Below are 17,257 nucleotides of genomic sequence, written 5' to 3'. Positions count from 1 at the left end.
GCGTCGATCTGGTCATACGCCTTGAATTCACCGAAAAACTTCGTGATTGCCGCAGTCAGCGAGGTCTTGCCATGGTCAACGTGACCGATGGTGCCAATGTTAACGTGTGGCTTCGTACGTTCAAACTTACTCTTTGCCATTTGAGCTCTCCGTAAATTTAGCCTGCTCAGGCATTCTTTTGATTGGGAGCGTAACCTTTAGATTACGCATGTCTTTCTCCCGGAACCGGTATCCACTTCCGGGAGACATGCGCTCCGATTACGCAAACTTCTTTTGGATTTCCTGTGCGACCGCCGTCGGAACCGGCTCATAATGGTCGAACTGCATCGTGTACTGTGCACGGCCCTGGGACATCGAACGCAACGAGTTCACGTAGCCAAACATGTTGGCAAGCGGAACGTTTGCATTGACGACCGTGGCGATGCCGCGGGCTTCGGTGCCGGAAATCTGACCGCGACGCGAGTTCAGATCGCCGATAACGTCACCAACGTAATCTTCCGGCGTAACAACCTCGACCTTCATGATCGGTTCGAGGAGCTGGGCGCCAGCCTTCTGCGCACCTTCACGGAACGCTGCACGGGACGCGATTTCGAAGGCGAGAACAGACGAGTCAACGTCATGGTATGCGCCATCGATCAGGGTGGCCTTCACGCCGAGCATTGGGAAGCCGGCGAGCGGACCCGCACCCATGACGCTTTCGATACCCTTCTGGACACCCGGAATGTATTCCTTCGGAACCGAGCCGCCGACGATCTTCGATTCGAAGATGAAATCGTCGCCATCATGCGGTTCGAAGATGATCTTCACGCGAGCAAACTGACCCGAACCACCCGACTGCTTCTTGTGGGTGTAATCGATTTCAGCCTGACGGGTGATCGATTCACGGTAAGCAACCTGCGGAGCACCGACGTTAGCTTCAACCTTGAATTCGCGCTTCATGCGATCGACGAGAATGTCGAGGTGAAGTTCGCCCATGCCGGCGATGATGGTCTGACCGGATTCTTCATCCGACTTGACGCGGAACGAAGGATCTTCAGCAGCCAGACGATTGAGCGCGATGCCCATCTTTTCCTGGTCAGCCTTGGTCTTAGGCTCGATCGCGATTTCGATAACCGGATCCGGGAATTCCATGCGTTCAAGGATAACCGGCTTCAGCGGATCGCAGAGCGTATCGCCAGTGGTGGTTTCCTTGAGGCCAGCCAGAGCAACGATGTCGCCTGCGAAGGCTTCTTCGATGTCTTCACGGCTGTTCGAGTGCATCTGCAGCATACGGCCGATGCGCTCACGCTTGCCCTTGACGGTGTTTTCGAGCGAAATGCCCTTGGTCAGCTTGCCCGAGTAAATACGGGCGAAGGTCAGCGAACCAACGAACGGATCGTTCATGATCTTGAATGCGAGCATCGAAAGCGGTGCTTCATCCGAAGATTCACGGGTGGTTTCCGTTTCGGTCTTGACGTCGATGCCCTTAATTGCAGGAACATCGGTCGGAGCCGGCAGGAATTCCACAACAGCGTCGAGAAGCGGCTGAATGCCACGGTTCTTGAACGCCGTACCGCAAAGAACCGGATGGAACTTAACGTCGATGGTACCACGGCGGATCAGTGCACGGAGCTGTTCGTTCGTCGGCATGGTGCCTTCGAGGTAAGCTTCCATTGCAGCTTCGTCAATTTCCACGGCCAGCTCAATGAGCTTTTCACGGTACTCTTCAGCCTGATCCTTGAGGTCTGCTGGGATTTCGCCAACTTCGGCAGCAGCGCCGATGGAGCCGTCCCAGGTCAGGGCCTTCATTTCGATCAGATCGATTACGCCAGTGAATTCGTTTTCAGCGCCAATCGGCAGCTGAACCGGAAGTGCAATAGCGCCAAGACGCGAACCGACCATTTCTACGCAACGGAAGAAGTCAGCACCGATCTTGTCCATCTTGTTGACGAAGACCATACGCGGGACGTGGTACTTTTCAGCCTGACGCCACACGGTTTCCGTCTGAGGCTCAACGCCAGCGTTGGCGTCGAGCAGCGCGATTGCGCCGTCGAGAACACGGAGCGAACGCTCGACTTCAATCGTGAAGTCGACGTGGCCCGGAGTGTCGATGATGTTGAAGCGGCGCTTCTTGCCATCCTGACCCTGCCAGAACGTGGTCGTAGCAGCGGACGTGATGGTGATACCGCGTTCCTGTTCCTGCTCCATCCAGTCCATGGTCGACGCACCATCGTGGGTTTCGCCGATCTTATGGTTCTTACCGGTATAGAACAGGATGCGCTCGGTCATCGTCGTCTTACCGGCGTCGATGTGAGCCATGATACCGAAATTGCGGTAGTCTTCGATTTTGTATTCGCGGGCCATGATAGTCGCTCTTTGAATAGGTTTCGACGATTACCAGCGGTAATGCGAGAAGGCGCGGTTGGCTTCAGCCATGCGGTGCGTGTCTTCACGCTTCTTCACAGCAGAACCACGGTTGTTAGCAGCGTCAAGCAGCTCACCGGAAAGACGATCGATCATTGTCGTCTCGTTACGGCCACGAGCTGCATTGATGAGCCAACGGATGGCAAGTGCCTGGCGGCGTTCTGGACGCACATCGACCGGAACCTGATAGGTTGCACCACCGACGCGGCGCGAACGGACTTCGACGTGCGGAGCTACGTTGTCGAGCGCCTGATGGAACAGCGCGACCGGCTCGGACTTTGCCTTGGCTTCGATTGAATCGAGCGCACCGTAAACGATGCTTTCAGCAACCGACTTCTTGCCATGCAGCATGACTGCATTCATGAACTTCGTGATAACGAGATCGCCGAACTTTGGATCCGGATTGATCTCACGCTTCTCAGCTTTATGACGTCTAGACATTTCGTCTTTTCTTTCAATTACATCGGGCTCAGCTCACCTTACGGCAGCCGGTATCCCCGGAAAATCTTACTTTGGACGCTTTGCACCGTACTTCGAACGGCGCTGCTTGCGGTTCTTGACACCCTGGGTATCGAGAACGCCGCGGATGATGTGGTAACGCACACCCGGCAAGTCCTTTACGCGACCGCCGCGGATCATGACGACCGAGTGCTCCTGCAGGTTATGCCCTTCACCAGGGATATAACCGATAACTTCGAAGCCGTTCGTCAGACGAACCTTGGCAACCTTACGGAGAGCCGAGTTCGGCTTCTTCGGGGTCGTCGTGTACACGCGGGTGCAAACGCCGCGCTTTTGAGGGTTTGCCTGCAGTGCAGGAACCTTATTGCGCTTTACCGGCGCAATGCGCGGCTTGCGGATAAGCTGGTTTACGGTTGGCATACAACCTTCCTCTATAAAAAATCTCGTATCCACGCCCATATGGGCCGTTTCACCGCCATGCTGATGCACGAATTCGGGACAAGTCACGACAACCGGTGACCACCCCGAACAAAAGCAGAGGAAGCTGACGCTTCATGCGAACGGCAAATTGCATTTCGATCGTAAAACGAACCCTGTTTGAGACGAACTTCAGGACGCGTCGTCCCGAACAAGCCAGTCTCACATCGGCTCAGATGGGCTGCTGATACGTCTTTCGCGACGTTTCGTCAAGGGAGCAGAGCCAAGTTTCTTAGCCAAAGGGCAGGAAACCGGCGTTTCGGCATTGGCCGGACAGGTTATTGCGCTGTGATCAGCGCTAAATCGCACTTATTTCGCGATCAAAACCGTCATTTTTGCGTGGCAGCATAGCGTTGACGCCCCGGAGCCGTTATTGAAACACATCCGAGTCGAAACGCAACCCAATATTAAGAGATTCTCAATGTCTTCCACTACCGCATCCACCGGCGACGATTCGCCAACGGTCCACCTCATCATCGCAGACGTCTGGAACGAAGGTGAAGAATCCCCCGTCGAAGTGCATCTGCTCATGAAGGCTGACGAAGACGAAGATCTGGTTCAGACCGTTCTCGGAATTCTCGCCGAAGAAGGTTATCATGAAGCCGAACTTCTCGAGATGGGCACCCTCACCGAAGAGCCTGCCGAAGAGCCGCATAAAAGTGCATGGGCAACCGCTCTTAGCGGTGAAGTCGCGCTGATCGAATTCGACGGCGACGACGAAGAAGAAGAGTAAGATTTAGAGAGGGGTTTTCCGGCACGGGTGCGAAGCACTCTGCGGAAAATGCTTCATAGGACAAGGCGCATTCCGAAAACCGGATGCGCCTTTTTCTTTTGCTTTCACGGTGCCGCCTCTCCCGCTCATAGAGACAAACAAAAAGGCCGCCTCGAAAGGCGGCCTTTTTCAATTTTGTATCTACCGATTACTCGGCAGCGTTGTTGGTCATGTCCACCAGCATCGCATTGGCTTCCGACGAACCGGAAGACTTGCGGCGCTCGTCGATGATCAGCTCGTCGCGAGCCGTCGCGATGCGACGGATCTGGTTGGTCATGCCGCCAGTACCAGCCGGGATGAGACGGCCGACGATGACGTTTTCCTTGAGACCCTGCAGCGTGTCCATCTTGCCGGCAACCGCAGCTTCGGTAAGCACGCGGGTCGTTTCCTGGAACGACGCAGCCGAGATGAAGGACGGAGTCTGCAACGAAGCCTTGGTGATACCGAGGAGAACAGGATTGCCGTAACCCGGCTTCTTGCCTTCTTCGACCAGACGTTCGTTGATCTCGTCGAGTTCGATACGATCCACGTGATCGCCGGTGATGTAACCGGTATCGCCGGAATCGGTGATCTCGACCTTCTGCAGCATCTGACGGACAATCACTTCGATGTGCTTGTCGTTGATCAAAACGCCCTGCAAACGATAGACTTCCTGGATTTCGTTCACGAGGTACGAAGCCAAAGCTTCGACGCCCTTGATCGCCAGAATGTCATGCGGCGCCGGGTTGCCGTCGAGGATGTACTCACCCTTTTCGATGACGTCGCCGTCCTGAAGATGGAACGGCTTGCCCTTCGGAATGAGGTACTCGACCGGCTCGACCGTTTCGTCGTTCGGCTCGATGATGATGCGACGCTTGTTCTTGTAGTCGCGACCGAAACGAACGGTACCATCGATCTCTGCGATGACGGCATGGTCCTTCGGACGACGTGCTTCGAACAGTTCGGCAACGCGCGGCAGACCACCGGTGATGTCCTTGGTCTTGGCGCTTTCCATCGGCAGACGGGCGATAACGTCACCAGCCTTCACATGGCTGCCCGGTTCGACCGAAAGGATCGATTCCACCGAGAGCATGAAGCGGGCATCGCCACCCTTCGACAGCTTGAGGATCTTGCCAGCCTTGTCCTTGATGACCATGGCAGGCTTGAGATCCGAACCGCGAGGGGTCGAACGCCAGTCGATAACGACGCGCTTGGTGATACCGGTCGACTCGTCAGCCGATTCCGAAACCGAAAGACCATCGACGAGATCTTCGAACTCAACGTAGCCTTCAACTTCGGTCATGATCGGACGGGTGTACGGATCCCACTCGGCAATACGCTGACCGCGCTTGACCGTGTCGGCCTCGTCAACGAACAGACGCGAACCGTAGGTCACGCGATGGACCGCACGTTCCTTGCCCGTGTTGTCGAGGATCAGAACAGCCATGTTACGGCCCATCACCACGAGGTTGCCATCGGAGTTGCGAACCACATTGCGGTTACGCAGCTTGACGGTACCTTCATACGAAGCTTCCAGATAGGACGAGTCGACAACCTGTGCCGTGCCGCCCAAGTGGAAGGTACGCATGGTGAGCTGGGTGCCCGGCTCGCCGATCGACTGAGCAGCGATAACGCCGACAGCTTCACCCTGGTTGACCGGAGTACCGCGTGCAAGGTCGCGACCATAGCACTTGGCGCAAACGCCGTTGCGGGTTTCGCAGGTCAGTGCCGAACGAATACGGATCGACTGGATCGCCGCCTTCTCGATGATCTCGACGTCCTTTTCCTCGATCATGCGGCCGGCTTCGACGATGACTTCGCCGGTGGTCGGATGCAGGATCGGATCGAGAGCCGTACGGCCCAGAACGCGCTGACCGATCGAAGCCACGATCTGACCAGCATCGACGATCGGCTGCATGGTGAGACCGATTTCGGCGCCGCAATCGACTTCCGAAATGATCGCATCCTGTGCAACGTCAACGAGACGACGGGTCAGGTAGCCCGAGTTAGCGGTCTTCAAGGCGGTGTCTGCCAGACCCTTACGGGCACCGTGGGTCGAGTTGAAGTACTCGTTAACGGTCAGGCCTTCCTTGAAGTTCGAGATGATCGGCGTTTCGATGATTTCACCCGACGGCTTGGCCATCAGGCCGCGCATACCGCCAAGCTGACGCATCTGGTTGACCGAACCACGGGCACCCGAATGCGACATCATGTAGACCGAGTTCATCTGCTTCTGGCGACCGGTCACCGGATCGAACTCGACGGCCTTCAGGCGCGCCATCATCTCTTCGGTGATCTTGTCGGTTGCCTTACCCCAAGCGTCAACGACCTTGTTGTACTTTTCGCCCTGAGTGATCAGGCCGTCATTGTACTGCTGTTCGTATTCAGTCGTAAGCGCTTCGGTGTCCGCAACGATCTTCGCCTTGGTGTCCGGAATGACCATGTCATCCTTACCAAACGAGATACCCGCACGGCAGGCATGGGCAAAGCCGAGCTGCATGATGCGATCGCAGAAGATAACCGTCTCTTTCTGACCGCAATGGCGGTAGACGTGGTCGATCATCTTGGAGATGTTCTTCTTCGTCATCTCCTGATTGCAGATGTCGAACGGCACCATGGCGTTCTTCGGCAGCAGTTCACCCGTGATCATGCGGCCAGGCGTCGTGTCGTAAATCTTCGACACAGGCTTGCCCTCGGCATCAACCGTCTTGAAACGGCCCTTGATCTTGGTGTGCAGCGTGACAGTCTTGGTTTCCAGCGCGTGCTGAAGCTCGCCCATATCGGCAAACATCATGCCCTCGCCCGGCTCCTTGTCTGCCACGATGGACAGATAATAGAGGCCAAGAACCATGTCCTGCGAAGGAACGATGATCGGCGCGCCGTTTGCCGGGTGCAGGATGTTGTTGGTCGACATCATCAGCACGCGTGCTTCAAGCTGGGCTTCAAGCGACAGCGGCACGTGAACAGCCATCTGGTCACCGTCGAAGTCGGCGTTGAACGCCGTACAAACGAGCGGATGCAGCTGGATTGCCTTGCCTTCGATCAGAGTGGGTTCGAAGGCCTGAATGCCAAGACGGTGCAGCGTCGGAGCGCGGTTCAGAAGAACCGGATGCTCACGGATCACTTCGTCAAGGATATCCCAGACTTCCGGACGTTCCTTTTCAACCAGCTTCTTCGCCTGCTTGACGGTGGACGAATAGCCCTTGGCGTCAAGGCGAGCGTAGATGAACGGCTTGAACAGCTCGAGCGCCATCTTCTTCGGCAGACCGCACTGGTGCAGCTTCAGTTCCGGACCGGTCACGATAACCGAACGGCCAGAATAGTCGACGCGCTTGCCGAGCAGGTTCTGACGGAAGCGGCCCTGCTTGCCCTTGAGCATATCAGACAGCGACTTCAGCGGACGCTTGTTGGCGCCGGTGATCACGCGGCCACGACGGCCGTTGTCGAACAGCGCGTCCACAGCTTCCTGCAGCATGCGCTTTTCGTTACGGATGATGATGCCCGGTGCGCGCAGTTCGATCAGACGCTTCAGACGGTTGTTACGGTTGATAACGCGGCGGTACAGATCGTTCAGATCCGACGTCGCGAAACGACCGCCGTCCAGCGGGACGAGCGGACGCAGATCCGGCGGAATGACCGGAACGATCTTCATGATCATCCATTCCGGGCGGTTTCCCGACTCCAGAAAGTTTTCGACGATCTTCAGACGCTTCATCAGCTTCTTCTGCTTCAGGTCCGAGGTGGTCTCGGCCAGATCGACGCGCAGATCGGCGGCAATCTTTTCGAGTTCCATCGAAGCCAAAAGCTCGTAGATAGCTTCTGCACCAATAAGAGCCGTGAACTGATCTTCGCCGAATTCATCGACGGCGATCATATATTCCTCTTCCGAAAGAAGCTGATGCTCCTTCAGCGAGGTCAGGCCCGGTTCGGTCACGATGTAGTTTTCGAAATACAGGACGCGCTCAATATCCTTGAGCGTCATGTCCAGCAGCGTGCCGATACGGCTCGGCAGCGACTTCAAAAACCAGATGTGAGCAACCGGAGCTGCGAGTTCGATGTGGCCCATACGCTCGCGACGAACGCGCGAGAGCGTGACTTCAACACCGCACTTTTCGCAGATGATGCCCTTGTATTTCATACGCTTGTACTTGCCGCACAAGCATTCATAGTCCTTGATCGGGCCGAAGATGCGCGCGCAGAAGAGACCATCGCGTTCTGGCTTGAACGTACGGTAGTTGATAGTCTCCGGCTTCTTGATCTCGCCGTATGACCAGGACAGAATCTTCTCAGGGCTGGCGATCGAGATTCTGATGGAATCGAACGTTTGCGCTGGAGCCTGAGGATTGAAAAGATTCATGACCTCTTGGTTCATGCCGTTCTCCTTAAGGGCGATCCGCCGCCCTGTGTGTCGTCGATGACAGGCTGAAAATCCCTGCCATCCGGAAAAGAAATCGCGGTACTACTCAGTTTTGAACTGGCTTGCCGTAGTCTCGTTCCCTCTTGCGGCAAATAAATTCGCCTTCACTGGAAACGAGTATACGGGCGCGCCACGGCAAGACCATGGCGCGCCTCGATTTTTTTACTCTGCAGCGTCCGGCAGGGCCGGCTGTTCAGCATCGCGCGTGTCGTCGAGTTCGACATTGAGGCCGAGCGAGCGCATTTCCTTGACGAGAACGTTGAAGCTCTCTGGAATACCCGCTTCGAACGTGTCGTCTCCGCGCACGATGGCTTCGTAGACCTTGGTACGGCCTGCCACGTCGTCCGACTTGACCGTAAGCATTTCCTGCAGCGTGTAAGCTGCACCGTATGCTTCCAGTGCCCAGACCTCCATTTCGCCGAAGCGCTGGCCACCGAACTGGGCCTTGCCGCCCAGAGGCTGCTGCGTAACGAGCGAGTAAGGTCCGATCGAACGGGCGTGGATCTTGTCGTCGACCAGGTGGTGGAGCTTCAACATGTAGATGTAGCCCATGGTCACCTGACGGTCGAACGGCTCACCCGTACGTCCATCATACAGCGTCGACTGACCCGAGGTCGCAAGACCGGCATCCGTCAGCATCGCATTGATGTCGGCTTCGACGGCACCGTCGAAGACCGGCGTTGCGATGGACACGCCGCGCTTCACCTGATTGGCCAGCATGACAACGGAATCGTCATCATAAGACCGGATCGGCTCATTGCGGTCGTTGTCCGGATAGATGTGCTCCAGCGTCTCGCGCAGCGGCTCAATATTGGCCGTCTTGCGGTAAACGTCGAGAAGCTCACCGATCTTCTTGCCCATGCCAGCGCAAGCCCAGCCGAGGTGGGTTTCCAGAATCTGGCCCACGTTCATACGGCTCGGAACGCCAAGCGGGTTCAGCACGATGTCAGCATGCGTACCGTCTTCGAGGAACGGCATGTCTTCGACCGGCAGAATGCGCGAAACCACACCCTTGTTGCCGTGACGGCCAGCCATCTTGTCGCCTGGCTGGATCTTGCGCTTCACAGCGACAAAGACCTTGACCATCTTCATGACGCCTGGAGGCATCTCGTCGCCGCGCTGTACCTTTTCGACCTTGTCCATGAAGCGTGCTTCGAGCAGCTTCTTGGATTCATCGTACTGGCCACGCAGAGCTTCCAATTCACCCTGAAGCTTTTCGTCTTCAACAGCAAACTGCCACCATTGCGAACGCGGATACTCGGTCATGAGTTCGCGGCTGATCGTCGTGCCCTTCTTGAAGCCCTTCGGGCCGGCAGCGGCAACCTTGCCATCGATCATGTCGGCGAGGCGGCCATAGACGTTGCGGTCCAGGATAGCCTGTTCGTCGTCACGGTCCTTGGCGAGACGCTCGATTTCCTCGCGCTCGATAGCCATGGCGCGTTCGTCCTTTTCAACGCCGTGGCGATTGAAAACGCGAACTTCCACAACGGTACCGTAGGTTCCGGGCGGCATGCGCATGGAGGTGTCACGAACGTCGGACGCCTTTTCACCGAAGATGGCGCGCAGAAGCTTTTCTTCCGGCGTCATCGGGCTTTCGCCCTTCGGGGTGATCTTGCCGACAAGAATGTCGCCAGGATGCACTTCAGCACCGATATAAACGATACCGGCTTCGTCGAGGTTCTTCAGCGCTTCTTCCGAAACGTTCGGAATGTCGCGGGTGATTTCCTCAGGTCCAAGCTTGGTGTCACGGGCGGCAACTTCGAATTCCTCGATGTGGATCGAAGTGAACACGTCGTCCGAAACGATCTTTTCCGAGAGGAGGATCGAATCTTCATAGTTGTAGCCGTTCCACGGCATGAACGCGACAAGCACGTTGCGGCCGAGAGCCAGATCGCCGAGATCGGTCGACGGACCGTCAGCAATGATGTCGCCCTTACCGATCGGATCGCCGACGCGAACGAGCGGACGCTGATTGATACAGGTCGACTGGTTCGAACGCTGGAACTTCTGCAGACGATAGATATCGACGCCCGACTTGGACGGATCGAGATCTTCCGTAGCGCGGATAACGATACGGGTCGCATCGACCTGATCGACGAAACCGCCACGACGCGCTGCAATCGCTGCACCGGAGTCGCGAGCCACAATCGGTTCCATACCCGTACCGACGAACGGCGCTTCAGCGCGAACGAGCGGCACAGCCTGACGCTGCATGTTCGAGCCCATGAGGGCGCGGTTGGCGTCGTCGTTTTCAAGGAACGGAATGAGCGCTGCTGCAACCGAAACGAGCTGCTTCGGCGAAACGTCCATCAGGTCCACGTTTTCACGCGGTGCCATCATCACTTCACCGGCATGACGGCAGATGACGAATTCGTCAACAAAACCGCCCTGTGCATCCAGCTCTACGTTTGCCTGGGCAACCGAGTGCTTGGCTTCTTCCATGGCCGACAGATAGACAACGTCGTTCGTTACCTTGCCGTCGATCACCTTACGGTACGGGCTTTCGATGAAGCCGTACTTGTTGACGCGGGCAAAGGTTGCAAGCGAGTTGATCAGACCGATATTCGGGCCTTCCGGCGTTTCAATCGGGCAGATACGGCCATAGTGGGTCGGATGCACGTCACGGACTTCGAAGCCAGCGCGCTCACGGGTCAAACCGCCCGGTCCAAGAGCCGAAAGACGGCGCTTGTGGGTGATTTCCGAAAGCGGGTTGGTCTGATCCATGAACTGCGACAGCTGCGACGAACCGAAGAATTCACGAACGGCAGCCGCTGCGGGCTTCGCGTTGATGAGATCCTGCGGCATGACCGTGTCGATTTCGATCGAGGACATACGTTCCTTGATCGCGCGCTCCATGCGGAGCAGACCGACGCGGTACTGATTTTCCATCAGCTCGCCGACCGAACGCACGCGGCGGTTGCCAAGATTGTCGATATCGTCGATTTCGCCACGACCGTCACGCAGTTCCACGAGCATTTTGACCACGGCCAAAATGTCTTCCTTGCGCAGCACGCGCACGGTGTCTTCCGCATCGAGGTCCAGACGCATGTTCATCTTGACGCGACCGACGGCCGAAAGGTCGTAACGTTCTGCATCGAAGAACAGCGAGTTGAACATCGCTTCGGCGGAATCCATCGTGGGCGGTTCGCCCGGACGCATCACGCGGTAGATGTCGAACAGTGCGTCCTGACGGCTCTCGTTCTTATCGACAGCCAGCGTGTTACGGATGTAACCGCCGATGTTGATATGATCGATGTCCAGAACGTTGATCTCGGTTTCACCGGTGTCGAGCAGCGTCTTGAGGACCTTCTCGTCGATTTCGTCACCAGCTTCGAGATAGATCTCGCCGGTTGCGTAATTGACAACGTCTTCCGCCAGATAAGCGCCGAACAGGTCGTCTTCGGTAGCCTTGATGGCCTTCAGACCCTTTTCAGCAAGCTGCTTGGCCGAACGGGCCGTGAGCTTCTTACCGGCTTCCAGAACAACTTCGCCCGTATCCGCGTCGATGAGATCGGAAATGATCTTCATGCCCTTGAAGCGGTCAGCGGAATACGGAATGCGCCAGTTGTCGCCGTCACGCGAATAGGTGACGGTCTTGTAGAAGGTCGACAGAATTTCTTCGCCGTCCATGCCGAGCGCCATGAGCAGCGTCGTTGCCGGCAGCTTGCGGCGACGGTCGATACGCGCATAGACGATGTCCTTGGAATCGAACTCGATGTCGAGCCAGGAACCGCGGTAAGGAATGACGCGAGCAGCGAACAGGAGCTTACCCGAAGAGTGGGTTTTGCCCTTGTCGTGATCGAAGAAGACGCCCGGCGAACGGTGCATCTGCGAAACGATCACGCGCTCCGTGCCGTTGACGATGAAGGTGCCGTTGTCGGTCATGAGCGGCATATCGCCCATGTACACGTCCTGCTCCTTGATGTCCTTGATGGACTTCGCGCCGGTATCTTCGTCAATATCGAATACGATAAGACGCAGCGTCACCTTGAGCGGCGCAGAATAGGTCAGGTCGCGCTGACGGCATTCGTCAACGTCGAACTTCGGTGGATCGAATTCGTAACGGACGAATTCGAGCATGGAAGCGCCGGAGAAATCCAGGATAGGGAAAACAGACTTGAAAACCGCCTGCAAACCCTCGTCAGGACGCCCACCGGATGGTTCTGCAACCATTAGGAACTGGTCGTAAGATGCCTTCTGAACCTCGATAAGGTTCGGCATCTCGGCGACCTCTGGGATCTTGCCGAAAAATTTGCGTACGCGCTTGCGACCATTGAATGAATGGGTCTGAGCCATCGTCGCTCCTCGTTCTATAGCCTTGCGGCTTGCTCACGCCTTGCGGCCTTTATCATGCGCCGCCTTGCGGCGGTCCTTCGAGCGTATGGCTTTTCAAGTTGATGAGACCTGAAACCGACCATGCGCAATCTCGTCGTATCAGTGCACCCTATTCGCTGATTCGCGCTTTAGGTGCTCTAATGGGCTAAAACCCATTTCCTGAAAGCCGCTCTGGCGTTCAGAAAAAGGGTTTCCACTTAGTCGATCCACCGTCTGACGGGCGGAAACTGGCGGATGGAAAACCATCCGCCAGAATAGTCCGAACTTACTTGAGTTCGACCTTGGCGCCAGCAGCTTCGAGCTGTGCCTTGATCTTCTCAGCTTCGTCCTTCGAAGCGGCTTCCTTGACAGCCTTAGGAGCGCCTTCGACGAGGTCCTTAGCTTCCTTGAGGCCGAGACCGGTGATTGCGCGCACTTCCTTGATCACGTTGATCTTGTTAGCGCCGCCATCGACGAGAACGACGTCGAATTCGGTCTTTTCTTCAGCAGCAGCGGCCGGAGCAGCGCCACCAGCAGCAGCAACTGCTACAGGAGCAGCAGCCGAAACGCCCCACTTCTCTTCGAGAAGCTTCGAAAGCTCAGCAGCTTCGAGAACGGTCAGTGCCGACAGGTCGTCAACGATCTTTGCGAGATCAGCCATTTTGGTATTTCCTTAGTTTCAAGGTTTGAACAATTGACAGCGAAAAACGGCCTTACGCCGCCTCGTTCTTCCGGGCGTGCGCGCCAATAACGCGAGCGATCTGGCCCGCTGGTGCGCTGGTAAGTACTGCGAGACGCTGAGCCGGGGTCTGGATCATTCCAACCAGCTTTGCGCGCAGTTCGTCGAGCGATGGGAGCGAAGCAAGCGACTTGACGCCATCAGCGTTAAGCGTCGTTGCACCCATTGCACCGCCAAGGATAACGAGCTTGTCGTTAGTCTTGGCGAATTCGACGGCTACTTTCGGAGCAGCAATCGGGTCGTTTGCATAAGCAACAACCGTCTGACCTGTAAACAGATCAGAAATGCCTTCCGATTCCGTGCCCTGAAGAGCGATTTTGGCAAGGCGGTTTTTCGCGACTTTAACGGACCCACCTGCATCACGCATCTTCGAGCGAAGATCGCTCATCTGCGCAACGGTGAGACCGGTATAGTGGGCCACGACGACCGAACCGGACTCTTTAAAAGCGCCGTTCAGCCACGAGACAAATTCGCGTTTTTCCGCTCTATCCACTGTCTCTCTCCAGTAGGCAGGACCACATGGCCCTGCCGGGTTGCCTTTGTCGGACGAACTTCACAGTCAGCCCGACGTTCGAGGATCCTGTCCCCTTCAGCGCCACCTGCAGAAGCAGGCTTTGCCCAAAGGCAACTACGGTTCAAACCTTGCATGCGTTCACACGCGAAACAGGGTTATTCCACGTCTCATGCAGGCCGTATGTTTAAGGACTATCACCCGAAGATGATGATCCGCCTGCAATCTCGGACAGGATAACCGGACTTTCGTCCGGCTATCCGGATCATACGATCCGGAATTCTTGCACTTTGACCGCTTTCGCGATGCCGGCGTGCCGCCGATGCGCCCTCCCCTGAAGGAAAGGCTTAGGCTCCGGCGAACCGGAGCCCTGATAGATTAAGCAACGACCTTGACGGTTGCCGGATCGACCTTGACGCCAACGCCCATGGTCGAGGAAAGCGAAACGCGCTTGACGTATTCGCCCTTGGCAGCAGTCGGCTTTGCCTTGATGACGGCGTCAGCGAATGCCTTGATGTTTTCTTCGAGCTTCTGCGAGTCGAACGAAACCTTGCCGATACCGGCATGGATGATACCAGCCTTCTCGACGCGGAATTCAACTGCACCGCCCTTGGAAGCAGCAACAGCGGCAGCAACGTCGGTGGTGACGGTGCCAACCTTCGGGTTCGGCATCATGCCACGCGGGCCGAGAACCTTACCGAGACGACCGACGAGCGGCATCATGTCCGGGGTTGCAATGCAGCGATCGAAGTCGATCTTGCCGCCATTGACGATTTCGAACAGTTCTTCCGCACCGACGATGTCGGCGCCAGCCTTCTTGGCTTCTTCAGCCTTGTCGCCACGTGCGAAAACAGCAACGCGAACCGTACGGCCGGTGCCGTTCGGCAGGTTGACAACGCCGCGAACCATCTGGTCAGCGTGACGCGGGTCAACGCCGAGGTTCATCGCGATTTCGATGGTTTCATCGAACTTGGCGATTGCACGTTCCTTGACGAGGCCGATAGCAGCCGACAGATCGTACAGCTTGTTACGATCGACGCCTTCGCGGATCTTGTTAATGCGCTTGGAAATCTTCGCCATCGTCTCAGCCCACCACTTCCAGGCCCATCGAACGGGCAGAACCTTCGATCATGCGCATCGCTGCTTCAATGTCAGCGGCGTTCAGATCTTTCATCTTCGCTTCAGCGATCGTGCGAACCTTGTCGCGGGAGATCGTGCCGGCGCTTGCCTTGCCCGGGGTCTTCGAACCGGACTTGAGGTTAGCGGCCTTCTTGAGGAAGTAGGTCACCGGAGGGGTCTTCATCACAAAAGTGAAAGACTTGTCCTGGTAATAGGTGATCACGACTGGAATCGGCGAACCTTTTTCCATTTCCTGCGAGGCAGCGTTGAACGCCTTGCAGAATTCCATGATGTTGATGCCGCGCTGACCCAGAGCCGGGCCGATCGGAGGCGACGGATTGGCCGCACCGGCTGCTACCTGCAGCTTGAGCTGGCCTGCAATTTTCTTAGCCATTACTTTCTGCCTTTTTTTACAATGCCGGAAAACCGGCTTCTCGATTGACGCCGGAAAATCCGGCTTTCGACTGACGCCAATCAGACAAATGTCAGACTGACGGGCAGTTCGGTGGTGCGGATATCGACGACCGGCTAAGCCGCCTTCCCTTCCACCACTTCCACTCCGGTTGGATTTTTGATCCCGCTTATGCCCTCAGGCTCAATTCAGGATCTCGCTCCGGAGTGAAATACCCTTGCGGGCAAACGATCAGAGCTTATCGACCTGACCGTATTCCAGATCCACAGGCGTCGCGCGCCCGAAGATGGAAACTTCAACCTTGAGACGCGCGCGCTCTTCGTCGACTTCCTGAACGATACCGTTGAACGATGCGAACGGACCGTCGGAAACGCGAACCTGCTCACCGATTTCGAAGGAGACCGAGGTCTTCGGACGATCAACACCATCCTGAACCTGGTTCAGAATCTGATCGACTTCCTTCTGGGAAACCGGAACCGGCTTGGAGTCACCGAGGAAACCGGTGACGCGCGGCGTATTCTTGATCAGCGAAAAGACAGCGTCGGTCAGCGTGGCGTGCACGAGCACGTAACCCGGAAAGAACTTGCGCTCAGCATCGACCTTGCGGCCGCGGCGCACTTCAACGATCTTTTCGGTCGGCACAACGATCTGTTCAATCAGATTGGACAGACCCTTCTGCGCAGCTTTGGCTTCGATGTCCTCAGCCACCTTCTTTTCGAAATTTGAATAGGCATGAACAATGTACCAGCGCGCCGTCATCTAAAAACTCCCCAATCCTGACTTATCGACCAAGGCCGAGAATAAATTCTACGCCATAGGCCATAAGCTGGTCGGCAAGGAAAAAGAACGCAGCAGCCAGAAACGCCATAATCACCACCATAATGGTGGAGATAATCGTTTCACGCCGGGTCGGCCAGGTTACTTTCGCCGTTTCGGCGCGGACCTGCTGAAGAAAGGTGATCGGATTCGTTTTGGATGCCATCTGCCGCTCTGTCATTGATCGAGCGCGACCTCCAAACTTTGAGCAGCTAATCGTTTCAATCAGCGAATCAGAAGCCGGAACCCACGCGTATACGGCGCGCAAAGCTGAATTATCAGCCCCACGCACCGCGTGTCTGTTGACGTTACATAGAATCGATTCCCACAAAACACAAGCCCAAAGGTTAAAAGAATACCATACAGGCTTGTCGGAAACCCGACCCTTGCACACACCGCTCTACCACACCATTCAATCGTGTGATTGCGGCCTTCCCTGCCCGGCCAACAAATCCGGCAGGAAATTATCATTCTCCGACAATGTCATAGACCGCTATAAAAGCGCTCAATACGAGCAGCGCCGAAAAAGTTAAGGCAACGTAAACGCTGCCAGACTTATCCTTATATAGAAAACGGGCGCATGCAGTCAAGCCGCATACACCCGTTTCAAAAATGGCAGGGGCAGCAGGGCTCGAACCCGCGACCTACGGTTTTGGAGACCGTCGCTCTACCAACTGAGCTATACCCCTATATGACGCTGGGCGTCATAATGACCGGCGGCGAACCGCCGATCAATGATAATTCATTACTCGATGATCGAAGCGACGATGCCTGCACCGACGGTGCGGCCACCTTCACGGATAGCGAAGCGGAGCTTCTCTTCCATGGCGATCGGGACG

General features: G+C 56.3%; 13 protein-coding genes, 1 tRNA gene and 1 pseudogene. 1 reads left to right on the top strand and 14 read right to left on the bottom strand.

Annotated features, from left to right (window positions below; translation table 11 throughout):
* The 4 genes from QBD01_RS25310 to rpsL all read right to left on the bottom strand — a co-directional run.
* Positions 1-140 (bottom strand): GTP-binding protein (locus QBD01_RS25310; RefSeq protein ID WP_280995027.1); only part of this gene is annotated, 140 nt, incomplete at its 3' end.
* A 118-nt stretch (positions 141-258) separates the two neighbouring features.
* The gene (gene fusA / locus QBD01_RS25305; protein ID WP_078341268.1) at positions 259-2,343 is read right to left on the bottom strand and encodes an elongation factor G; all 2,085 of its coding nucleotides are present in this window, start codon (positions 2,341-2,343) and stop codon (positions 259-261) included.
* Positions 2,344-2,373: 30 nt separating this feature from the next.
* A complete protein-coding gene (rpsG, locus tag QBD01_RS25300) occupies positions 2,374-2,844 on the bottom strand; it encodes a 30S ribosomal protein S7 (RefSeq protein WP_105542090.1) in 471 nt (156 codons plus the stop codon).
* A gap of 66 nt (positions 2,845-2,910) precedes the next feature.
* A complete protein-coding gene (gene rpsL, locus QBD01_RS25295; RefSeq protein ID WP_006471111.1) occupies positions 2,911-3,282 on the bottom strand; it encodes a 30S ribosomal protein S12 in 372 nt (123 codons plus the stop codon).
* Between the two features lie 478 nt (positions 3,283-3,760).
* Between rpsL and QBD01_RS25290 the strand changes: the two genes are divergently transcribed.
* Entirely contained in the window at positions 3,761-4,072 is a 312-nt protein-coding gene (locus QBD01_RS25290) for a hypothetical protein (RefSeq protein WP_182523223.1), read from the top strand.
* A gap of 187 nt (positions 4,073-4,259) precedes the next feature.
* Here QBD01_RS25290 and rpoC read toward each other — a convergent pair whose 3' ends face one another.
* The 10 genes and pseudogenes from rpoC to QBD01_RS25240 all read right to left on the bottom strand — a co-directional run.
* A complete protein-coding gene (gene rpoC, locus QBD01_RS25285; protein ID WP_280995026.1) occupies positions 4,260-8,462 on the bottom strand; it encodes a DNA-directed RNA polymerase subunit beta' in 4,203 nt (1,400 codons plus the stop codon).
* A 207-nt stretch (positions 8,463-8,669) separates the two neighbouring features.
* A complete protein-coding gene (gene rpoB, locus QBD01_RS25280) occupies positions 8,670-12,803 on the bottom strand; it encodes a DNA-directed RNA polymerase subunit beta (RefSeq protein ID WP_280995025.1) in 4,134 nt (1,377 codons plus the stop codon).
* Between the two features lie 304 nt (positions 12,804-13,107).
* The gene (rplL, locus tag QBD01_RS25275) at positions 13,108-13,482 is read right to left on the bottom strand and encodes a 50S ribosomal protein L7/L12 (protein WP_061346151.1); all 375 of its coding nucleotides are present in this window, start codon (positions 13,480-13,482) and stop codon (positions 13,108-13,110) included.
* A 52-nt stretch (positions 13,483-13,534) separates the two neighbouring features.
* Entirely contained in the window at positions 13,535-14,053 is a 519-nt protein-coding gene (rplJ, locus tag QBD01_RS25270) for a 50S ribosomal protein L10 (RefSeq protein WP_182523226.1), read from the bottom strand.
* Between the two features lie 396 nt (positions 14,054-14,449).
* A complete protein-coding gene (gene rplA / locus QBD01_RS25265; RefSeq protein ID WP_280995024.1) occupies positions 14,450-15,151 on the bottom strand; it encodes a 50S ribosomal protein L1 in 702 nt (233 codons plus the stop codon).
* 4 nt (positions 15,152-15,155) lie between these two features.
* Positions 15,156-15,584: a 50S ribosomal protein L11 gene (rplK, locus tag QBD01_RS25260; RefSeq protein WP_010659903.1), complete on the bottom strand. Its 429-nt coding sequence runs from the start codon at positions 15,582-15,584 to the stop codon at positions 15,156-15,158.
* A gap of 249 nt (positions 15,585-15,833) precedes the next feature.
* Positions 15,834-16,361, bottom strand: a complete 528-nt coding sequence (nusG, locus tag QBD01_RS25255; RefSeq protein ID WP_078341275.1) for a transcription termination/antitermination protein NusG — start codon at positions 16,359-16,361, stop codon at positions 15,834-15,836.
* A 22-nt stretch (positions 16,362-16,383) separates the two neighbouring features.
* A complete protein-coding gene (gene secE / locus QBD01_RS25250; RefSeq protein ID WP_078341276.1) occupies positions 16,384-16,584 on the bottom strand; it encodes a preprotein translocase subunit SecE in 201 nt (66 codons plus the stop codon).
* Positions 16,585-17,031: 447 nt separating this feature from the next.
* Positions 17,032-17,107 (bottom strand) — tRNA-Trp (locus QBD01_RS25245).
* A 56-nt stretch (positions 17,108-17,163) separates the two neighbouring features.
* Positions 17,164-17,257: pseudogene (locus QBD01_RS25240) on the bottom strand (elongation factor Tu); the annotation flags it as partial.

It is taken from the genome of Ochrobactrum sp. 19YEA23, assembly GCF_029909865.1.
Lineage (GTDB): Bacteria > Pseudomonadota > Alphaproteobacteria > Rhizobiales > Rhizobiaceae > Brucella > Brucella gambitense.
Note: the sequence above shows the minus strand (reverse complement) of the source record. Positions and strands in the feature narration are given on the sequence as shown.